Raw genomic sequence first — 21,528 nt, 5'->3', positions numbered from 1 at the left:
TCCTTATTTATCGTTTTCTAAACGTTTGATTGTTTCTTGATATTCTTTAATATCTTCAATTAATTCATCAATGAATTCATCCACTTCTTCAGGATCATAACCATTCAAACATCCTGAAAATTTTTTTTTGACAATTTTATCTATATTAATATACTTTGGCATGTTATTCCTTTATAAAATCTTTACCTTTTTGAACTTCGTATTTAGATAGGTTTTCAAAATCTAATTGTTTAACTACTTCATAAGATAAAATCGCTACAGTGTTAGAAAGATTCAATGATCTTGCGTTTGGCATCATAGGTATTCGTAAACAGTTGTCCAAATTTTTCTGTAGTATTTTCTTAGGTATTCCAGTACTTTCGGTACCGAACATTAATCATACTTCTTTTTCGTTTTCATATATTTGTTTATAGTCAATTTCTGAATAAGTGTTTTGTGCATATCTGGAAATATAAAAAATGTTTTTAGAACCATATTTTTTTTCAAAATCATTTCAACTGTTATGAATTTCGTGTGGAATATCACTCAAAAAATGTCCCGCTGCTGCTCTTTTTAATCAGTGGGGATGTAAATCGAATGCTATTGGCTTAATTATATGTAGTTTTGCACCCGTTGCATAGCAACATCTAATAATATTACTTGTGTTTGGGCTAATTTCTGGTTGGTATAATACTATGTTAATCATAATTTCAATTATAAATAAATATTTATAAAAATCAAAGTTATTTCAAATTTAAAGTTTTTTCTCAGCAAATTTATTTAAAATAATATTCAGCAAAATTCAGTAAAAAGTACTCATAGTCCAGTGTTTTTCAATAAATTTGTAAAATAAAATGCTTTTTTTATTATAATTTTCATTAATTTAGGAGTATTATGCGAGAAAAAACAAACAAAAGAAGATTTTTATTTGCTATTGACCTAGACGGTACATTATTAGCAGATAGTGGTAAGGGTATTATTCACCCAAAAACTGAAGAACAAATTAAAAGAGCTGTTGCTGAAGGACACATTGTTTCCATAATTACGGGTAGACCATGAAGAAGTACAAAGCCGTTTTATGAAAAATTAGGATTGAATGCTATAGTGGGTAATTATAACGGAGCTCACATTCACTTACCAAATGATCCATTTTTTATACCAACAATTTCATACTTGGATTTAAACGAGGTATTGTACATTTTGGGGGATGAAAAGGTTAAAAAGGAAATATCTAATTATGCAATAGAAGGACCGGACTGAGTACAATTACAACACCGTGACGAAGCATTGGAACGTGTATTCAATTTTAATACTGCAGCGAAATTTAAAGAAAGTATTGAATTAACAAAGCTTCCATTAAAACCTACTGGAATAGTATTCGATGTTAAACCAACTACAGACGTATTAGAATTATTGAGTTATCTAAAACGCCGTTATGGTGATCTTGGTGAATTTTCTTCATGATCAAAAGGTGAGGGATTAACACCTGTGTTCGATATCACTTCAATAGGTGTAACAAAATCAAAGGTAATTTCATTATTAATGCGTTATTACGATATTGATATTGATGAAACTATTGCAATGGGAGACAGTTTTAATGATATAAGCATGTTTGAAACATGTACCGTTGGTGTTGCACCAGCTAATGCTGAAAAACAAATCAAAGCAATGGCTAACGTTGTCATGAAACAAACAAATAAAGAGGGGGCTGTTGGTTATTTCATTGAAAAATTTTTAAACAACCCAGATAAATACATAAATCACGCGAAAAAATTCCACACTAATTTAAATGAAGGAAAAATGAATATTGTAGGAGCAGCTCACTTCTATGATGAAGAAAATGAATAATATTCAAGATTATATAGGTTGTGATGAAACGGGTGTAGGCGATTTTTATGGCCCTATTGTTTTTGTTGCAGCGTATATACCAGTTAAAAACATACAAAAAATAATTGATTTAGGCGTTAAAGATTCTAAAAAAATAACAGATAAAAAAATAATGGAAATTGCACCGAAATTAATGGAGTTATCTATTTATCGGAAATCAGCTTTATCTCAACAAGGTAACAATAAGTTGGCGAAATTTTTAAACACAAATGAAGTCAAACTTTTATATCATTTTAAAAATATTAATGCAATGGAAAAAGAAATAAATAAAGATTCGTTTATTGATCAATTTTCAACACTCTTAAGTATTGAAAAATATAAGACAAAACTTTTAAAAACATCATTAGATTTCAAAATACCTGAGAATAATGTTTTGTACGAAACAAAAGCAGAGGACAAAATATTAAGCGTTGCTGTTGCTTCAATTATTGCTCGTTATTTGTTTTTACAAGCAATGAGCATTCAAAATGAAAAGTATAAAGTAATATTTCCTTTAGGTGCTTCAAATAAAAATATTGCTTTTGGTAAAGAATTCGTCAAAATATACGGAAAAGATGAATTATATAACGTTGCAAAAGCCAATTTCAAAACTATTGACGAAATTATTGGATCAGAGTCTAAATAAAATAACCTTAATAATTCAATAAGGTTATTTTTTAAACTAATTTATTAATAAACTCTGCAATGTCACCATTAATTTCTATAGTTCGATCACGAATGCTTTTTTCAATACGATAACGTTTTTTATTTACACTAACGTAAGATGAATTAATATTGTTTTTTACAAGATTTCAAAATTCTCATTTAATTAAATGCGGGGTTGTACAACCAACACCTAATTCTAAAAACACAATCTTTTTATTGTTATATTTGTTCAAGAAAAATTCGTATCTTTGTTTAGCTTTTTCATAATATTCATCTTCAATCATACCTTGTAAAGCATCACGAATATTAATTTCTAAATACGCGTCGCAATTTGGACAGCGTGGAATTAATTCTTGCGGCACCTTAAAGTCTTTTTGTTGTTTACACATAGCAATAATTAAATCATCATCTATATAACTATTATTTTGACAAAGTGAAGAACATCGCATGGAATTTAACATTCCTTGTTTATAAAAAATTTTCTTTTGATCAAATTTAGAAATGATAAAAGCTGAATCATTATTAGTTGTTATAATAAAATAATTTTTTTTATGTAATATTTTTTTTAAATTTAAATAACTTGGCCCAATTGGCTGATTTATAAAATTATGATATACATACAATGAATAAAAAGCTCAGTATTCAGCTTTGGAATTAAAATTATATAATGTAGTTTGCATTGCGTCAATCAAGTTATATTTTTCAATAAATTTATTGAAGTTTTGATTAAATCTTTTTTCCGAGTTACCTATATTATCACTTAGATTCATTCCAGAACCAACACCAACAACAATGGCATCAGCTTCTTCAATAAGCGTTTTTACACGCAACATTTTATTTGTGAATTCGTTTTTTTTCATTAGTAATCTTCCAATAAATTATATTGTTTAATATCAACATCCGTCAATGTAATGACTCAATTATTTTCATTTAATTCAGAATTCAATAATCTTGGATTTTCAATAGCATTTTTATTAAATTCATAAACTTTTCCGGAAATAGGTGCCTTAATATCTATTGCAGCTTTCGATGCTTCAATTGACATGAGGGTATCATCTTTATTTAAAAACTTTTTTTTATTCATTTGTGCAAATGTTATTGTACCTAAATCATCTTGTAATTCAGCACTTAACCTTATCGTGTATAAATCATTTTGTTTTTCTATAATTAAATAATCTTTTATTTTCATTGTAATCCTTGCGTAATTACTAATATAATACAATAAAAATTTAAGTAATTAAAAAAAGAGCATAAGCTCTTGTTTTAATTATTATTAATAATTTGAATTAAAGAGCTCAACATTCTTTCACCATTGGTTTTTTCTTTGATATTTTTTGATGAGTTATTCAATAGTGTTGTTTTTATTTCTGAAATAATTTGGAACGATGTTCAGTCACCATTATAATTGTTTTTTGCCTCAATAACTTCAGCATCTTTATCAATATATTTAAGTATAGAATTCAATGAAACAATTGCTGAATGATAGTTATTAGCATTTATTAAGTGACTTGCGTTTTTTTCCATGTCTTCTTTTCATTTGTTAATTTCTTCTTGTTCTTTTTGTTTTAACAACTTTAAATTTTCATTTGTTAGAACTTCTTTATAAGGGATAATATAACCTGTATTTTGTGCAAAATAAATTCAATTTGGAACTTTATTAATTTGTCCTGTATATAGTCAATTTAAAAACTTAATTGTTCCAGTGTTTAAATTCTCATTATCATTTCTAATAGCAATAAGAGATGAACCACCTTCTCAATATACTTTTTTACCATTTTCACTTGATTTTATCAACTGGCTTTGATGCTCAACGTCAGTTAATGAAGCTCAACTTGCATAAGTATCTGCATCTGGTTTGAAATATCCTTTTGATCAAGGTGATTGCATTGAATAATTTCTACCGACAGATGCTGCATAAGCAATTGCAGTATCATATGTTCTTATGTCATAACTAGCTCAATCAGAAGCCCCGTTTTGTTTGTAACTTACAGCTGAAAGAGTTTTTTTAGCCAATGAATTGTTAACTGATCTAGATGCAGCTTCACCAACGTTTATATCATGTGTAAGTAATGCCGAGTTTCAATCATTTCATAAATTTTTGAACGAATCTTGAACTTCTTTATTTTCTAGAATATTTGTATAATCAACGCCTTTGCTATCTATTGTTCATAATTTTTCGTTTGAAATAGACGCTAGTTCTTTTTGGAATACCTCTTCTTGATAATCAATTGCCAATAAACTCCCGTTTTTTACTGAAGAATCAACTGAAGATTTATTAAATTTGATTCCATTGTGAAATGCTTTAACAAAGTCTCTTACTGATTTTAAAGATTCAAATGTTTTTGCATTAACATTTAAATCTTTGAATGCAGTTTTTGATTTTGCTTCTATATAGTTAAATATGCTTTTAGCTGGAATACTTGTTCCAGTAGTACTTGCTTTAAGTGCTTTTTCATATAAAGGCATTTTTTCATCAACATTTCCACCTCCAGCTTTGACAATTTCAAAAATTTTGTTCATTAAATCTAGATTAAATGTCAATCCATCTGTATCAGAAATGTCAAAAGGCAATGAATATAATTTAGAATTTTTATCTTCATTACCTATTAATTGTGAATGTAATTTATTTATTTTTGAATGAAATAATGTTTTGTTAATTCCATTTTCATTCATATCTAATAAACGATCATATTGACTTATGATATATGCTCCGGAATGTTGTCCTAAAATAATATTAGGAATAATTTTACTTTTTTCGTTTATACTTGTTTTAACACTTGTTAATAATTCAATTTCTTCGTAATTAAAGTGATCTTCTGCAGTTTGTAATTCTACTTCAACAAATCCTTCTTGCGTGTTTTGTGTTTTATTATATTCATCAACCAATGGTTTAATACCACGCATTAAAGGTCAGTCTTCCCCTTGTGCAGTTGAAAATATAACTTTATTTTGTACTTGATTTTGTTCGTCTTTATTTTCTTGTTTTTCATCAGCTGAACATGATACTGAACTTAGTGGTGCGATAATCCCAATGGCAGCACATGATAAAACTAATAATTTTTTATTTTTAATATTCATATTACCTCTTAATAAATTTGATATTTATATTATATATTAACGTAAAAAATAGAATTAAAAAATACTTTTTAACGTGTGGTTTTTGAAAAAAATGTTAAAAAGTATTTTTTATCTTGTTGATTTATTGATAAATTTTGAAAAACTTAAATAAGTTGATAGAGGAATTAACATAGATATAATGGCACCTGCGGCAATCATATTTGGGAGGGGCACATCATTTGTTCTTGGGTATAAAAATCACAAAGTAATATTCGTTTTTCCAGAAGAACTTAATAAATATTTAGGTCATAAATAATCATTTCATACTGATGTAGTTGTGAAAATTATTAATAGTAAATATGATAATTTGAGTTCCGGTAAATAAACATACATAACTTTTTCATATCATTTAATATTGTCAATTTTAATCAATCTAGATTTAGCGTCACTAATGTTTTGCGCAATCTTATATGTGTATGCAAATATAAAAAAACTTACAAAACCATTTGTGATCATTGAAAATCATGAATAAGATGTCAAGTTTCAATTATTTAATTCAAGTTTTAAAGATGAATACAAAACATATTCAGGTATTAAACTAATTAATAATAAAAAATAAACAAAATAATTTTTGAATCTTAAACTTTTGATTTTGATTAAACCTGTTATAGCTAAAGAATAAACGATTATTCTAATAATAACCAATAATATTGATGAAGATATTGTTAATAAAAATGATGATAATAATTTCTTATTAAATAAAGAAATAAATACATCAAAATTTCATTCTTTAATTAATAATGTTTCAGTTACTGATGCTGAGGTGGAATTTGATTGTAGTGCAGTCATTAATAAAAAATATATTGGAAATAAAACGAATAAACAACCGCATATTATGAATAATAATTTCAAGGATTCATAAAATATTTTTTTAAACATTTTTTTCTCCTTTTGTATGTTTTATTAATTGAATTAATTTTTTTCAAAATTTAGGTCTTAATAAATGTAAAATAATCAAATTTAAAAAGACAAATACCAATACACTGAAAGATGCTGCGAATGCTTTTTCTTTATTTCAGTATTCACCTTTAGGAATTCCTAAATATTTCAATATATAACTAGCCACTGTATGACCGTTTCTAGATTCTATTGGAAAATGTTCATCCAATACAATATAAGGATACATTAAAAAAGCGAAGATGAAATTTGTACAAATTACAACAAATATTGTTTTGTTAATTTCTTTTAAATAAATGTCTTTAATTTTGTTGAATAACGATAAATTATCAATCGTCATAACTCTTTTATATTTAATATTGGCTTTGTTTATTGAAGCGGAAAATAAAACTATATTAAAAGGCAAGGATCTTCATATTTGAAAAATAACGTAATATCAAAATATGTTTGACTTACCAAAATAAAAACTGAAATCTGAACCAAAAGCTTTAAAAAATATGTTTTTCTCACCAAATAAATATATAAATGCGGTACCAACTGCAAAAGAAGATATATAAAATTGTGAGTAAATCAAAGTTAATAATAAATTCGATGTCATTTTAGATATCAAAGACTCTAAAGATAACGAAATTACAAATGCTATAAAAAATGATAATGCAGTTCCTAAAATAAGTACTAATGTTGAATTTTTGACTGCATGATAAAATTGTTTATCACTCAATACATCTAAATAATTATCAAAACCTTTTGAAGTTATGGTTAAGTTATGCTTATTTGGATAAATAACTAAAGAACTGTTAAAGGAATTTAATATAGGCACAAATATAAAACAAATTATGAGAAACAGTAACGGCAATAAATATACGTAACCAATTCAATCTTTTTTTTCTATTAAAATTTGTTTAAATTTATTCATAAATACGTTTACCTTCAAAATCAAATTTTAATATATCTTTTTTATTAAATTCAATCCCCACACACTGATCAATACTGAATTCATTGTTATTTGATAAAACATTAACAGTGTATTTGTTGTATTCAATTGAATACACAATTTTATCTCCTAAATGTTTTTTATTTATTATGCGATTGGTTCCACTTGGATTAATAGAAATGTTATTGTGTCTTATGTATTCAAAATATTTATCAGTTTCATTAATTAAATTTATTTCCGGAGAACCAATAAATTTTGCAACAAACAAATTATTGGGGTTGTTATATAATTCTTCTGGATTTGAGTACTGTTGAACTTCACCATTGTTCAATAATATGATTTTATCTCCAACCTTAACTGCATCTTGTTGGTCATGAGTAACCATTATTATCGACAATTGGTACTCATTTTTTATTTCGATAATTCATTCAATTGTTTGTTCTTTTATTTTGGCATCTAGTGCGGAAAAGGGTTCATCTAGAATTATCAGTTTGTTTTTTTTGATAATAGCTTTAGCGAATGCAACACGTTGTTTTTGACCGCCGGAAAGTAAACATGCTTTTTTATTAGAGTATTCAGATAAACCTAGTTTTTCAGATATACTTTTCCACTCTTTTTTGAACATATTTTTTAATCTTAAATGTTCTAAACAATGAGCAAAAACAACAAATTTTGGAAGCAACAACACTGAACAAATAAATCTGAATTTATTGAATAAATATGTTAATTTAATTTTGTTTTGTTTAGGTTTGTTTATTTCCAATTCATATTTATGTTTAATAGTTTTTAATAATTTAATTTTGCCCAATAAAAGTAATACATCCTCCATAGCATTCAATCTTGCTGAATTTACCCATGCTGGATAATTTTTAGCACTTAAATAGACATTTTGAAACACCGATAAATTAGGGTATACATTATTTTCTTGCATGATGTAACCAATTTCATATATTTTTGGATTATTTTTTATATTGATTGCATTATTTTTTGTTCTTAAAAATCCAATAATTAAATTTAATAATGTTGTTTTACCAGATCCTGATGGTCCCAATAATACTGTTATATTATTTTCTTCAATATTTAATTTTTTAATTTTTACACCATTTTTTTTATCATATGAAAAATCTAAATTTTCGATTGAAACTATAGAAGATTTACAGTTTATAAAGCTATCAATAATTTCAATAAATTTTTCGAAATTTTCCTCAAACATCATATGACCAGTTTTTGGTATTCAAAAAGTTTGGCAATCTTTGATATTATGTTTAAAATATTCAACGCATTCGTCTCTGTCTATCACACCATCTTTTTCACCAAGAATTAATAATGATGGAACGGAAATTTTATTCATTCCTGATTCAATATCATTCATAATATCAATGTTAGGCAATGATTTGCCTAATTCAATAATATTGTCATTACAATAATCTTCTTTATTGAAAAGCATGCGATATTTTTTCATTCATTTTTCGTCGTTTTTAAAACGTGAGATGTCAAAATATAATGCATCCATATATTTAATAAAACCATCAAAATCATGTGGAAAATAAGTATCAAAATAATTATCTTTAACATTCAATGAAGTTTTATTCATTGGAGCTAAATATATCATTTTTGCAAACAGATGCGGTTTTAATTTATAAGCCAAGGAAATAATTCCGCCGCCCATTGAATGCCCTATTAAGATAATATTTTTTAAATTGTGTGTTTCAATGAAATTTAATAATAATTCTGCATAAAAATAGACATCAGGTTTGTGATCGTTTTTAAGCTCTAAACCACTACAACCAGGCATTCATAATGCATAATAATCATTTTTAGTTCAATAATTCTGAATTTTTTTAAAAACACCAGGTTGTGAATTAAAACCATGTATAAAAATTATTGGATTCTCTGGGCTATTATTGTCTTTAAATATATACGGATATGGGTATAAGTCGTCTGTTTTATAATTCATTTTGCCTCGCTTTTTGTTTATAATTTTACACGAATAGCTTTATTTTTTTCTAGTTGAAACTTTAAAATTCTACTTTAAAAAAAATACTGCCAAATTCTGAAAAAATTTCAGCATTTTGACATTGTATTTTAATATTGTTTTTTTGAATTTTTAGTCAATAATTGTCTTGTTTCGTCCGGAATTGTTTCACCATAATCAAACATTCTAACGATATTTTTGAATGTATTTGAAGGAATTTTTAAATCATCAAGTCTGTCTGTTGTTAATTTTAAATTTATTTCTTCAGGTTTATTATTTTTTAATTTTTGAGCAAATTCGGGTTCGACAACAAAAACTGATGAAAGACCAACTAAATCTGAATACTCTAATGCTTCCAAACATTTTTCGGGAGTATTAATACCACCACTAGAAATTATTGGTATACGTTTATTAATATGTTCATAAACAACTTTATTCACTAGTTGATTTTTATATTTTTCACTTGAGCGTACTTTATTTAAATAAATATCATGCCCTCATGATGCAATAGCCAAGTACGATATGTTTGCAGTATTTAATATCAAATCCATGATTGAATTAAATTCTTCAATTGTATAACCTATTTCACTACCAACAGTTTCTTCGGGCGTTGCTCTGAAACCAAATATAAAGTTGTCATCTGCATAATCATCAATAACTCTTTGAATTTCAGTGATGACTTCCAGTAATAATCTTGAACGGTTTTCTAATGATTGACATCCATATTCGTCTGTTCTTTTGTTAACTAATTTACTTATAAATGTTTGCAGTAATAGACGTTGAGCCATCGATATTTCAACACCATCAAAACCAGCTTTAATTGCTCTTATAGTTGCTTTACCATAATCTGTTACAATTTGCTTTATTTGTTCAATAGACAATTCAAAAACATCGTGTTCTATTGGTGTGTGTAAGTGTTCATAACTAGGGCCATATACATATCCATGTTCTTTTATTGAAGCAACAGATCACTTACCAGCATGTGCTAATTGTAATATCGCCACTGAACCGCGGGCTTTCATTGCATTCGCTAATTTAGCTAATGATTCAATATCATCATCATCTTTAGCGCTATATCCATATTCAAATAAATGTCCAAAATCGTCAAAATAAGCTCCTCCAGAAATTTGTAATGTAGCAGAATGACTTCTTCTGAGTGCATAATCAATTTCTTCTTTGGTCATTTTACCGTTTTTAGTAGCTAAATTTAATGTCATAGGAGATAATACAAATCTATTATCCAATATATGGTTTTTTAATTTAATTTTTTGAAACAATGGATTGTATTTATTTATGTCTAATATCAATTCTGTGACTTCTTTTGCATTTAATTCGCTAAAAAAGTATTCATTTAAATTAACGGAATTTAATTTATTAAATAATTCTTGATAACGCATTTTTGTACCCACGAGTACGTTTTCTAATTCACTAATTGGTTTTTTTGTAAAAAAATCTCCGCTTATTTTACATTTTTCAATTTTTCCTTCATTTACACAAAATGAAAAGTTTACAGTACCTATAGATAACCTTGCATCACGATTATACTCATATCTAGGACTTAGACCGTAATTTCAATCTCAATTTTTATATTTTTTATTTACTAATTCATCAATTTCTTTTCAGTCTTTTTCAGTTAATTCGTAGCGATTAATTTTTTCGATGGAATCAACGTTGAATAATCTTTTAATAACTTCATCTTTAAATTCAAATACTGATAAATTATTAAAATCGTTTGTTAAGTATTCATTAAGTTGACCTACTCTTTGCCTTACTGATTTAACTCCTTGAGAAGCAATTTTTTTACGGTTAGGATTCAATGCATTAACCATTGAATCATAATCTACTTTATATAATAAAGAATAACCGCCATACACTTTATTATTTGCGAGCATCATTGCTGCACCCGATACTTTACGTCCATTAATTGTTAAATCGTTTTTACCTGTTTGTTCAATATTATTCGCCCCCATTTCTTTAAGAATTTGAATGGTTGGTTCATAAAATTTTTGGAAATTTCCAAGAATGTTATTATTTTTGTCATAAGGAATAATATAACATATATTAACTGCGTTGGAATCGATATATATAGCACCACCGCCCGTATCTCTACGAACTATGCTTATATTGTTATCTGTTAAAAATTGATGATTTACCTCAACTTCTGCGTTTTGAAAGTAACCAAGTTGAATATGCGGATCTGCAATAGCCGGAAATACAATTGTATCATCAACGTTTAAATTGTTCAGTGCTCAAACTTGAATAGCTAATCAATATGCACCGTCTTTTAAATATTTACCATTACGAATAGGTTCTATTAAAATCATTAAATTTCCTTTTTTAATTGTTTCATAAATGCATTTATATCGTCATTAATGGCGATAGTGCGATCTAAAATTTCTTTATCAACTCTATAATTTTTGGCGTTCATAGCAATATACAATGCGTTTTTATTGCTTTTTGTCATTTCTCAAAATGGAATTTTAATTAGCTGCGGTGTTGTATAACCCACACCTAATTCTCAAAATAAAACTTTTTTATTTGAACTTTTTTTTATGAATTCATCATAACGAGCTTTTTCGGCAAAAAACTGATCATCCTCTGCCATACCTTTGTAAGCTACACGCTTGTTAACTTCTAAAAAGGCATCACATTTTGGACAATGCGGAAGTAATTCATATGGTACTTGCATGTTTTCTTGTTTTGAAATCATTTCCTTAATCAAATCATCCATTTGATATCTTTGTTGATGACACATTGCGCTACATTGCAATAAATTATATTTTCCTTGAATGTAAAAAACTTTTTGTTGATCAAAACCAGCAACTTCTAAACTGCTGTCAGAATTAGTTGTAATTATGAAATATTCTTTTCCTTTTAATATTTCCAATAAATTAATAAAACTTTCTCCCGCTGGTTGTGAAAAGTAATTTAAATCCATAAATCTGCTTTGAAATGCTCAATATGTTTGTCATGATGGAAAATGATACAAACTGGCTTGTAACATATCTAAGAATCGGTATTCTTTGATAAAATCGGGAAAATTGGATTCAAATCTTTTCCCTGAATATCCGATACCATCGGCAGAAGTCATTCCCGCTCCAATTCCAACAACAATAGCATCAGCCTCATTAATTCATTGGTTTAATTCTTTTGGTGTTGGATTTTTATTTAATTGTTTTGCTCACATATTAATAATCTTCTAAAGCATTGTAATCTTGTTCATTTACATCAGTAAGTCTAACAATTCAGTTGTCATTTTCACTGGCTGAATTCAATAATTGAGGGTTTTTTAACACTTCCATATTTTTTTCAACAACTGTTCCTGATATCGGCATTTTAACATTAACAATAGCTTTCGAAGCTTCGACTTTCATGATAATGTCGCCTTTGTCAACTTTTTCAACTTGATAAAATTGAGCGAAACCGATTGTACCTAAATCATCTTGTAATTCAGGTGTCATTCTAATTGTGTATACGTCGTCTTTTTTTTCTACTAATAAAAATTCTGTTATTTTTTTCATTATTACTCCTTATTAAAATAATTTTTTATGAATGTTAGAGCACGTTTTTTGTCTTCTTGTTTTTCAGCTAAGGGTGAAATAATCAAATTATCAATATGCAATTCCTCACATAATTTGTTTATTTTTTCCACGTCGCTAATCGAATTTAATAAAAATATATTTCTTTTGTTTCTTTCGAATTGTTTTTTTTCTTCTTGATCATCAAACTCTCTTTGTTTAACATTTTCATAAGTTGGAAAATGTTCGTACTCATTATAATCATTTTTACCTAATCTAAAAAGTGCTATTTGAGATGCCAATTCATCATTTAAGGTTTTGTTTTTACAACTTACTACGTTTAAAGCTATACCTATATTTACTGGTTTTTTATTATGAATTCTTTGATATTCTTCAATATATGTTTCTATCACTTGTTTAGCTATTGTTTTATTAGGTAATAAAAATCACCCGTATATAATTGCTAAATTGTTTTTAGCTGCAAATATTGCGCTTTCAACACCAGTAATAAGTAAATAAAATTCATTTTTTTGGTTATTGTATGGTTTAATATCTTGAATTGAGTCATGATTATAATATTCCGTGATTTTCAATAACTTTGAATAATAATTTAATGAATGTCTTCCAGATTCAAATACTGATTTGACATTATCTGTACCAGGATTACTTCCAAAACCATATATGAATCTTTTAGGTTGCAAAATGTTTAATGTATTTATTTGTTCAATGATTGAATAAGGTTGATAATTACTCAACATTATTCCCCCACATCCAATTTTGATGTTTTTAGTTTGATGTGCTAACTCATTCATAAGCAGTAAAGGATATGAAATGATTAATGAATGTACTCCATGTTGTTCTGAAACTCAAAATGAGTCAAGATTAATATCGTCAGCAAATTTAGCTAATTCGATTGTATTTTGATATGTTTGATGATGTGTTTGTTGGTCAACTAATAAACCGTGATCTAATACTCCTATTTTCATACTAAAATTATACAAAAAAAACAAAATTTAATTGAACTAAAAATACGCTAATTATATAACGATAATTATATTTTTAGCGTATAGCGTATTGTATTATTTTTTATTAATAAAGTTTTTAAGTAACATTTTGAATGTATCAAAATCTTCATCAAACATCATATGACCTGTTTTTTTGATTCAGTATGTTTCAACATTTTTAATGGTTTTTTTGAAATATTCTAAGCAATTATCCCTTTTCATAACACCATCTTTTTCACCCATTATCAACATACTTGGTACTGTTATTTTTTTCATGGCCATTTCAATGTCATTCATTAATTTTGGATCAGGTAATGATTCCCCTAGTTTCATTATCATGTCATTAATATGATCACTTACTTTAAAGTTTTTTTTGTTTTCTTTCATTCATTGTGAATCATTTGTAAATATTGAAGCATCATAATACAAAACTGGAATAAATTTAGTTATAAATTCATTGAAAGTTCTTGGAAAGTATGTATCGAAATACACTTCTTCTTTAGGCAAACTTGTTTTATTCATAGGAGCTAAATAAATCATTTTACTTATTCTATCTTTAACCAATTCATAAGCTAAAGATATTGTTCCACCTCCCATTGAGTGCCCTATCAATATAACATTTTTTAAATCATTATCAATAATGAATTGAGCTAGCAGTTGTGCGTATTGGTACACTGATATTTCATGGTTTTCAATTGGTTTTAATCCTTGATTCCCAGGAAATGAAATTGCATAAAAATCATTATCTTTTCAATTGTTCGCAAATATATCAAGACAATTTATACTTGAATTAAATCCATGTGCAAAAACAATCGGGTATTCACTTTTATTATTGTTTATAAATTTAAATGGATATGGATATTTTATTTCTTTCATTAGTCCTCTTTTTTTCTTTTTGTTATTTCAATATTATAATTGAATCATTTGTATTTGTCTTAACAAATAAATTAAAAACTGAACCATTATCAAATGGTTCAGATAATAAATTACTTATTATTGTTTTTGTTTTCTTTTGAATGAATCATATGGGCAATGATTGCGTTTACTGGTGTGGCTATGTTGTGTTTTTTACCTAATTTAGCAATAGCTCCATTTAAATAATCTATTTCTGTTAAACGGCCATTTTTCATATCTTGATATAATGATGGGTAATGTAATCCTGCTGTTTTTGGATCAAAACAGTTGATAATGTTTTGAGAAATAATTTCTTTAGAAACACTAACTCCTTCAGCTTCTGCAACTTTCACTAATTCATCTAAAATGCCATCTGTCAATACTTGATGATCTTTATATGATCCATATTGATTAATATTGCAATCAATAAGTGTACAGTATGAATTTAATACACAGTTTAAGGCTGCTTTATGTCAAATAGATGTATAAACATTATTTGAATAAATTAAATTTAATCCAGCTTTATTAAATTGTTCAATAATAGAATTTGTTTTTGTTAAGTCTTTTTCCTCAACTTGTTTAATTTCTGCTTTTCCAACTCCGTGAGCTTTCAATATACCTGGCCCACCTAATCCTGATGTTCATACGGTTACACCTATTAATATGTTATTGGGGTCAATGTATTCTTTCAATGTATCAACGTGACCTAAACCATTTAATACGCAAATTACTTTTGTGTCTTTTTTTAATAACGGTTTAATATCTTCCAACATTGGTCTTAATTGCATTGATTTCGTTGATACAAATATTACGTCAAAATCTTCTTTAATATTTTTAACTTCTTTTGAGCAATAAATAGGCATTTTATAGTTACCTAAGTCTTTATCATCGATAATAACTTTTAATCCGTCTTTTTTAATGTTTTCAATGTGTGTTTCTCAGTTATCTATCAATGTTACATCAAATCCAGCTTGGTGCAACATAAATGCAAAACGTGATCCTAATGCTCCTGCTCCTGCAAATAATATCTTCATATACTTCCTTTTTTATTTAATATTCTTATATCTTAATTTTACATCAGCATTTAATGTTTTTTTAATATCAATATACAATTAAAAAAACAACGTCCCTTGTTAGGTACGCTGTTTTTAATTTGGTTGAAAAAAACTATTTCATTTGTTCAGCTACTTCAGCTGCAAAGTCAACAACTTTTTTCTCAATACCTTCTCCAACTTCGAAACGGTATGATTTGATTAATTCAAGACCATTGTCACTTAAGTATTGAGCAACTGTTTTTGAATCTTCCATAACAAATGCTTGGAATGATAAAACATTGTTTTCATTGAATGCTTTACGTAATTTACCATCAAGCATTGAGTTTTGAACTTTTTCTGGTAATGAATCAAATTTTGGGTTTTCTTTACATTCAGCAACTGCTTCAGTGTGAATTTTTTCTTTTAATTCAACTGGTAAATCGTTTTCAGTGTCAAATGTTGGGTTTAAAGCAGCAACGTGCATTGCAACGTTTCTAGCTGCATCACCATTTGTACCTTTAGCATGAATAATTGAGGCAATACGTTTATTAGCGTGTGTATAAATAGCCGCAACTTCACCTTCTGTAAATGAAACTTTTTCAACACGACGTAATGTGATTTTTTCTCCAATTTTTGCGGTTGCGTTTGTTACTAATGATTCTAATGAAGAACCATTTACTTCGATGTTTAAAGCATCTTCTAAAGTTTTGAATTCATTTGATAATAAGGCTTTTTGAATTGTTTCTACTAATTCTTGGAATAATTCGTTTTTAGCAACGAAATCTGTTTCAGCATTTAATTCAAATAATACTGAATATTTTTCATTTGAAATAGCTCTAACAATCCCTTCAGCTGCTACACGTGAAGCTTTTTTAGCTGCTTTAGCTACTCCTTTTTCTTGTAATAAAGCGATAGCTGCATTAATATCATTATTTGTTTCTTCTAGGGCTTTTTTACAATCTAAGAATCCTGAGTTTGTTATATCACGTAATTCTTTAATTAATTTTGCATCTGCTGCCATATTATTCTCCTTTGTTTTCTGAATTTTCTACTCTTGGTTTACGGTTGTAAACTCTACGTGGTTGATCTGATGATTCTTTACGAACATCTTCTGGTAAAACAACAGCTTCGTCTGGTTGGTAAGCAAATAATTGTTTTTCGTTACGTCCGCTTGCAATAGCGTCTGCTAAAACAGTTAAAATTAAAGTAATTGATTTAACTGATGCATCGTTTGCTGGGATTCCAAAGTCTACGTTATCTGGATCAGCATTTGAGTTTAAAATTCCAAATACTTTAATCCCTTTTTTACGAGCTTCTTTAATTGCAATATCATCAACTAATGGTGAAGCTACAATCATAATGTTTGGTGTGTAACGCATGTTACGGATACCATTCAAGTTTTTTTGTAGTTTTGATATTTTTTTATCAAAATCTAATCCTTCTTTTTTAGTGTATCCAACATACCCTTCAGCTTGTTTTTTTTCTAAAGATTCTAATAAATCAACGCTTTTGAAAATTGTTTGTTGGTTTGTTAGTGTTCCACCTAATCAACGTTCAGAAACGTATGGTGAATTTGTTCTGTTAGCTTGTTCTTCAATAATTGACTTAGCTTGTTTTTTAGTTCCAACAAAAATAAATTTTGCGCCTTTTGCTGAAGCTTTTTGAATCATTTTGAATGCATATTCTAATGATTTTTGAGTTTTGGTAACATCGATAATGTGGTTACCGTTTCTTTTCCCGTAAATGTAAGGTTTCATTTTTGGGTTTCATGCGCTTGGACGACGTCCAAAGTATGTACCAGCTTCTAATAATTTAGCACGTGAAATAATTTCAGGTGTACGAGCTGATTTTTGTTGTTCTTCAACAACTTTTTTTTCTGTATTTTCCATATTTATTTTCCTTTGTTTGTTTTCGTCCTGTTGTTTCTAAATATTGGCATCATTTACGACACACCCAATACAATTCGCAACAGTGTTTAATTTTATTAATATTTAAGTACTCTTTAATAGTACTAATTTATTTTAACACAAAAACATTTATTCTGTCTCTTAAAAAAAGGTAATAAAAAATCCTACATTTGTAGGATTAATTTTAATAATCAAGTTTAAATGATGCTTGACATTTTTTTTGCAATCCATCAAGCGTAAAACTAACAGTTAAAATCTTTTGAGTTTCATCATATTGTATTAATTTCACTGTGTTTTGTTCACTGGTTGTCAGTCTTATTATTTCTGTATTTTTAGTTATTTTGTTTACTAATTCTACTTGCATTTTAGAAATCAATGACGATAAATTTTGTTCAATATTAGCACTTGTGAATCCTCCTGAAGGTATAGACGGAGAATCAGGTGTAATAGTTTTACCTACAGTATCAAAATCTGTAAATTGTTTTTTAATTTCATCTGTTAACTCAAAAACAACTTTTTCTTCGTAATAACTAGGTGATAGTTCTTTGTCTTTGTATCAATTAATTACTGTTATTTCTATTGCATTTGATGATCTTACATAACCATAATTGTTAGGCATTTTTACAAAACCATTTGCTTTAATTTCAGATCTTTCAATTAACGGGTCTTCTGAAGTTATCTCAAAATCAGCTCCGTATATCTCGTCTAGCATTTTGTTTTTTATTGATTCAGCTTTTAAAGTTGCTTTTGTTGAACTTTTGAAAAATTCACGACTAATCAATACAGATTCTTCACCTTTTATAGATGGGTCAGTTTTATCTGAAACTAAATAAGTTATTAAAATACCATTGTTTAACAATTCTTTATTTTTGATTGAGAAATCAAATTTGTTTTTAATCTCTCCTTCTTCAAGGTTTAAATTAGGGAATATGTTTCTATTGTTACCAATTAATATGTCATATTCAAATTCCATTTGATTTAATTTCTCTTTAGTTAGTTCAGCAAATTTGTAATTACTTAATTTGTCTCCTTCTTTTAATCTGAAGTTACCTAACTTAAAGGCGTAATTACCACCTAATTTATTTATTTGGAAATAAATATCTTCATTTCAAGGTTTTCCATTGTCGATATCTGGGTGTTCCAATGTAGCAGTTAAAATAATAGAGTTAGTTATTTTGTTTAATTCTTTTTTAACTAATTTTGTTATTTTTAATTTAGTGTATTGTTCATTAGCTTCTAATAGGTTTTTCAATCCACCAATTTTTTTATCAAAATTGTTTTTTTGAGCAGAAGAATCGTTTAATGCATAAGATTCGGCATCTGTTACAGAAATATTTATTAAATAACCATCTCCTATTCTTGCTTTACCTTTTGATTCAATTAGTTTATTTAACATATCATCATTAATTACACTGTCGTATATATAACTCGCAGTCATGCTGTCTTCGAATGGACCAATTTCGTGTCCGATTTCACCTATTAATTTAATTTTTCTTTTTAATTGTTTGTTATAAACTATTTTTGTGTCTTGTTCATTATTCTTTTTACCAACTAATTCAACTTTTATTTCTTGTGTATAAATGTCTTTTTCCATTTTTTTAATTTCAATAGAATCATATTTGTTGTTTATTATAGATTTTTCAAGTTTTTGACGCAATTCTTTATCATTGTTTACTTCAACAAATTCATTATTTATAGTAAATTCAGGAAGTCAAACATCATAACCACCTTCAATAATTTCTGGAGTAGCTTCTTTAAAATCTAAAATAGTATAGAATCTTTGACTGCTGTCATAAGGATGTTTATAGGATATTTTAACACCATCTTCTGTTATTATTGCTTCAGTTATCTTGTATTCTATATAAGGATTGTTTGGATCTTTTAGAATGCTAATACTGTTTTTTATTTCAGCTTCAGTTAATTTTGTTCCTTCTTCTTTGTATCCTTTTGTGTAAGCTGAATTTGTTCATTTGGCTGTGCTTTCTTTAAAAACAGGAGCTGAAACTACGGTTATAGAAAGTGGGTACTCTTTTTCTTCTTTAAATTGTTGTTTTATAATTAAAGTCGCTGTTTTTTGACCGATAACAGTTGTATCTAAAGGTTCTTTTAGTTTGAACACAGAACTCTTTGGGTATTCAGATACATTTTTAATAAATGATTTTAATATGTCTTCTGTTACTTCAGTATTGACTTCGATTTCATTACTATAATCAATACTTGGACGGATTTCATTTTTAAACTCTTTAACATCTACTATTATGTCTAATGATTGAGGTATTTCTACCGGGATATTCACTTTAACTTTAGCAGTCTGTTCTCCAACGTTGCTTGTATCTGGTTCATTAATAATTTCTATAGTAGTATCTTTTGGTAATTCATCATAATTTAATATTACTTTTTTAAATTGTTCTTCGCTAACTACTGAATTTTGTTCAACTGTAACAACTTCAGAAGATAAATTTAATTTGGTTTGTACAATTTTAAATTCTTCTGATGGAATATTTATTATTGAATCAGTAACATCTTTTGAATCTTTTTTATTGGTTTTGGTTACGGTTACGTCAACACTACCATCATTGTTAGCTACTGATTTAGTTACAACGTAATCATAATTTTCAGAATCATTCATACCTTCAATTTGAGGTGTGAATGATTTATTGTTAATTGCCTCTGCATATTCTTTAGATGTTTTAGTCTTATCACCTTTTACACTCAATACTTCTTTAAATTGATTTTTAGCAATAATTACTTCATATTTTTTCGAATCTTTTGAGTCTTTTTTGTTTGTTTTTACAACAGTTGCAGCAACAGTTCCATCTTCATTAGTTTTAGCATCAGAAATTGTGTATTCGAATTCTTCAGTGTCTTTTGGACCCGATATTGTTGGTTTAATTAAATTATTTTTAATAGCTTCAACATATTCTGACGCTGTTTTTGTTTTATCTCCTTCAATACTTAACTCAAGTTTAAATTCTTCTGATGGAATATTTATTATTGAATCAGTAACATCTTTTGAATCTTTTTTATTGGTTTTGGTTACGGTTACATCAACACTTCCATCTTTGTTAGCTACTGATTTAGTTACAACGTAATCATAATTTTCAGAATCATTCATGCCTTGAATTTGAGGTGTGAATGATTTATTGTTAATTGCCTCTGCATATTCTTTAGATGTTTTAGTCTTATCACCTTTTACACTCAATACTTCTTTAAATTGATTTTTAGCAATAATTACTTCATATTTTTTCGAATCTTTTGAGTCTTTTTTGTTTGTTTTTACAACAGTTGCAGTGACAGTTCCATCTTCATTAGTTTTAGCATCAGAAATTGTGTATTCAAATTCTTCAGTGTCTTTTGGATCCGATATTGTTGGTTTAATTGAATTATTTTTAACAGCTTCAACATATTCTGACGCTGTTTTTGTTTTATCTCCTTTAACTAAGATAGGATTTTCACCTTCATTTAAAGTCGAAATTAATACAGCGTTAGCTGATAAAGCGGCTGTTAACGATGTTAACGTCAATAACTTAACTAATGTTTTAGATTTATTATTTTTCATATCTTCTCCTTATAAACTAGTAAATTAATTTTATATAAATGAATTTTTATTACTTTTTTTTTTTTTTTTACAAGCGAAAATACAAAAAAAATATACTTTTAGTATCTTAAAAAGTTTTTTTGTAGACTTTACAAAATAAATAAAAACACTAAAAAAAATAAGCTGATTTGCTTATTTT

The 21,528-nt window shown here is 27.2% G+C and carries 19 protein-coding genes; 2 read left to right on the top strand and 17 right to left on the bottom strand.

Annotated elements, in window-relative coordinates:
- Positions 1-3: 3 nt before the first annotated feature.
- Positions 4-162, bottom strand: coding sequence for a DivIVA domain-containing protein (locus tag HGG69_RS01915; protein ID WP_169605118.1), 159 nt, complete (start codon positions 160-162; stop codon positions 4-6).
- 1 nt (position 163) lies between these two features.
- Positions 164-685 carry a tRNA (cytidine(34)-2'-O)-methyltransferase gene (locus tag HGG69_RS01910; protein WP_169605117.1) on the bottom strand — a complete coding sequence of 174 codons (522 nt, stop codon included), beginning with the start codon at positions 683-685 and terminating at the stop codon, positions 164-166.
- A gap of 188 nt (positions 686-873) precedes the next feature.
- On the opposite strand from HGG69_RS01910, the gene HGG69_RS01905 reads away from it, so the two are divergent.
- Complete coding sequence (locus tag HGG69_RS01905) at positions 874-1,827, top strand: Cof-type HAD-IIB family hydrolase (RefSeq protein WP_169605116.1); 954 nt, start codon at positions 874-876, stop codon at positions 1,825-1,827.
- Positions 1,820-2,491 carry a ribonuclease HIII gene (locus tag HGG69_RS01900; RefSeq protein WP_237077107.1) on the top strand — a complete coding sequence of 224 codons (672 nt, stop codon included), beginning with the start codon at positions 1,820-1,822 and terminating at the stop codon, positions 2,489-2,491. Before HGG69_RS01905 ends, HGG69_RS01900 begins: the two co-directional genes overlap by 8 nt.
- Positions 2,492-2,522: 31 nt before the next feature.
- Here the strand turns inward: HGG69_RS01900 and HGG69_RS01895 are convergent, their stop codons facing one another.
- The 15 genes from HGG69_RS01895 to HGG69_RS01820 all read right to left on the bottom strand — a co-directional run bounded on the left by HGG69_RS01895 (position 2,523) and on the right by HGG69_RS01820 (position 21,350).
- Complete coding sequence (locus tag HGG69_RS01895) at positions 2,523-3,371, bottom strand: SIR2 family NAD-dependent protein deacylase (protein WP_169605114.1); 849 nt, start codon at positions 3,369-3,371, stop codon at positions 2,523-2,525.
- Positions 3,371-3,700 (bottom strand): glycine cleavage system H family protein, encoded by a 330-nt coding sequence (locus HGG69_RS01890; RefSeq protein WP_169605113.1) that lies wholly within the window; start codon positions 3,698-3,700, stop codon positions 3,371-3,373. The genes HGG69_RS01895 and HGG69_RS01890 overlap by 1 nt, the downstream gene beginning before the upstream one ends.
- Before the next feature lie 74 nt (positions 3,701-3,774).
- Positions 3,775-5,589, bottom strand: coding sequence for a P68 family surface lipoprotein (locus HGG69_RS01885; protein WP_169605112.1), 1,815 nt, complete (start codon positions 5,587-5,589; stop codon positions 3,775-3,777).
- Between the two features lie 108 nt (positions 5,590-5,697).
- Positions 5,698-6,417: an ABC transporter permease family protein gene (locus HGG69_RS01880; protein ID WP_237077106.1), complete on the bottom strand. Its 720-nt coding sequence runs from the start codon at positions 6,415-6,417 to the stop codon at positions 5,698-5,700.
- Positions 6,418-6,499: 82 nt separating this feature from the next.
- A complete protein-coding gene (locus HGG69_RS01875) occupies positions 6,500-7,441 on the bottom strand; it encodes a carbohydrate ABC transporter permease (protein WP_169605110.1) in 942 nt (313 codons plus the stop codon).
- A complete protein-coding gene (locus HGG69_RS03190) occupies positions 7,434-9,416 on the bottom strand; it encodes an alpha/beta fold hydrolase (RefSeq protein ID WP_169605109.1) in 1,983 nt (660 codons plus the stop codon). The genes HGG69_RS01875 and HGG69_RS03190 overlap by 8 nt, the downstream gene beginning before the upstream one ends.
- A gap of 128 nt (positions 9,417-9,544) precedes the next feature.
- A complete protein-coding gene (locus HGG69_RS03185) occupies positions 9,545-11,758 on the bottom strand; it encodes a lipoate--protein ligase (protein WP_336508879.1) in 2,214 nt (737 codons plus the stop codon).
- A complete protein-coding gene (locus HGG69_RS01855; RefSeq protein WP_169605108.1) occupies positions 11,758-12,621 on the bottom strand; it encodes an SIR2 family NAD-dependent protein deacylase in 864 nt (287 codons plus the stop codon). Before HGG69_RS01855 ends, HGG69_RS03185 begins: the two co-directional genes overlap by 1 nt.
- A gap of 1 nt (position 12,622) precedes the next feature.
- Complete coding sequence (locus HGG69_RS01850; RefSeq protein ID WP_169605107.1) at positions 12,623-12,955, bottom strand: glycine cleavage system H family protein; 333 nt, start codon at positions 12,953-12,955, stop codon at positions 12,623-12,625.
- Between the two features lie 2 nt (positions 12,956-12,957).
- Entirely contained in the window at positions 12,958-13,938 is a 981-nt protein-coding gene (locus HGG69_RS01845) for an MsnO8 family LLM class oxidoreductase (RefSeq protein WP_169605106.1), read from the bottom strand.
- Between the two features lie 93 nt (positions 13,939-14,031).
- A complete protein-coding gene (locus tag HGG69_RS01840; protein ID WP_169605105.1) occupies positions 14,032-14,832 on the bottom strand; it encodes an alpha/beta fold hydrolase in 801 nt (266 codons plus the stop codon).
- Positions 14,833-14,942: 110 nt separating this feature from the next.
- Positions 14,943-15,884 carry a ketopantoate reductase family protein gene (locus HGG69_RS01835; protein ID WP_169605104.1) on the bottom strand — a complete coding sequence of 314 codons (942 nt, stop codon included), beginning with the start codon at positions 15,882-15,884 and terminating at the stop codon, positions 14,943-14,945.
- Positions 15,885-16,017: 133 nt separating this feature from the next.
- A complete protein-coding gene (tsf, locus tag HGG69_RS01830; RefSeq protein ID WP_169605103.1) occupies positions 16,018-16,905 on the bottom strand; it encodes a translation elongation factor Ts in 888 nt (295 codons plus the stop codon).
- Position 16,906: 1 nt separating this feature from the next.
- Positions 16,907-17,773, bottom strand: a complete 867-nt coding sequence (rpsB, locus tag HGG69_RS01825) for a 30S ribosomal protein S2 (RefSeq protein WP_169605102.1) — start codon at positions 17,771-17,773, stop codon at positions 16,907-16,909.
- A 202-nt stretch (positions 17,774-17,975) separates the two neighbouring features.
- Positions 17,976-21,350 carry a Rib/alpha-like domain-containing protein gene (locus HGG69_RS01820; RefSeq protein ID WP_169605101.1) on the bottom strand — a complete coding sequence of 1,125 codons (3,375 nt, stop codon included), beginning with the start codon at positions 21,348-21,350 and terminating at the stop codon, positions 17,976-17,978.
- Between the last annotated feature and the right edge of the window lie 178 nt (positions 21,351-21,528).

The sequence above is a fragment of the Mycoplasma phocoenae genome (assembly GCF_012934855.1).
Classification (GTDB): Bacteria; Bacillota_I; Bacilli_A; order Mycoplasmatales; family Metamycoplasmataceae; genus Metamycoplasma; species Metamycoplasma phocoenae.
This window is presented reverse-complemented; position numbering and strand designations above follow the sequence as displayed.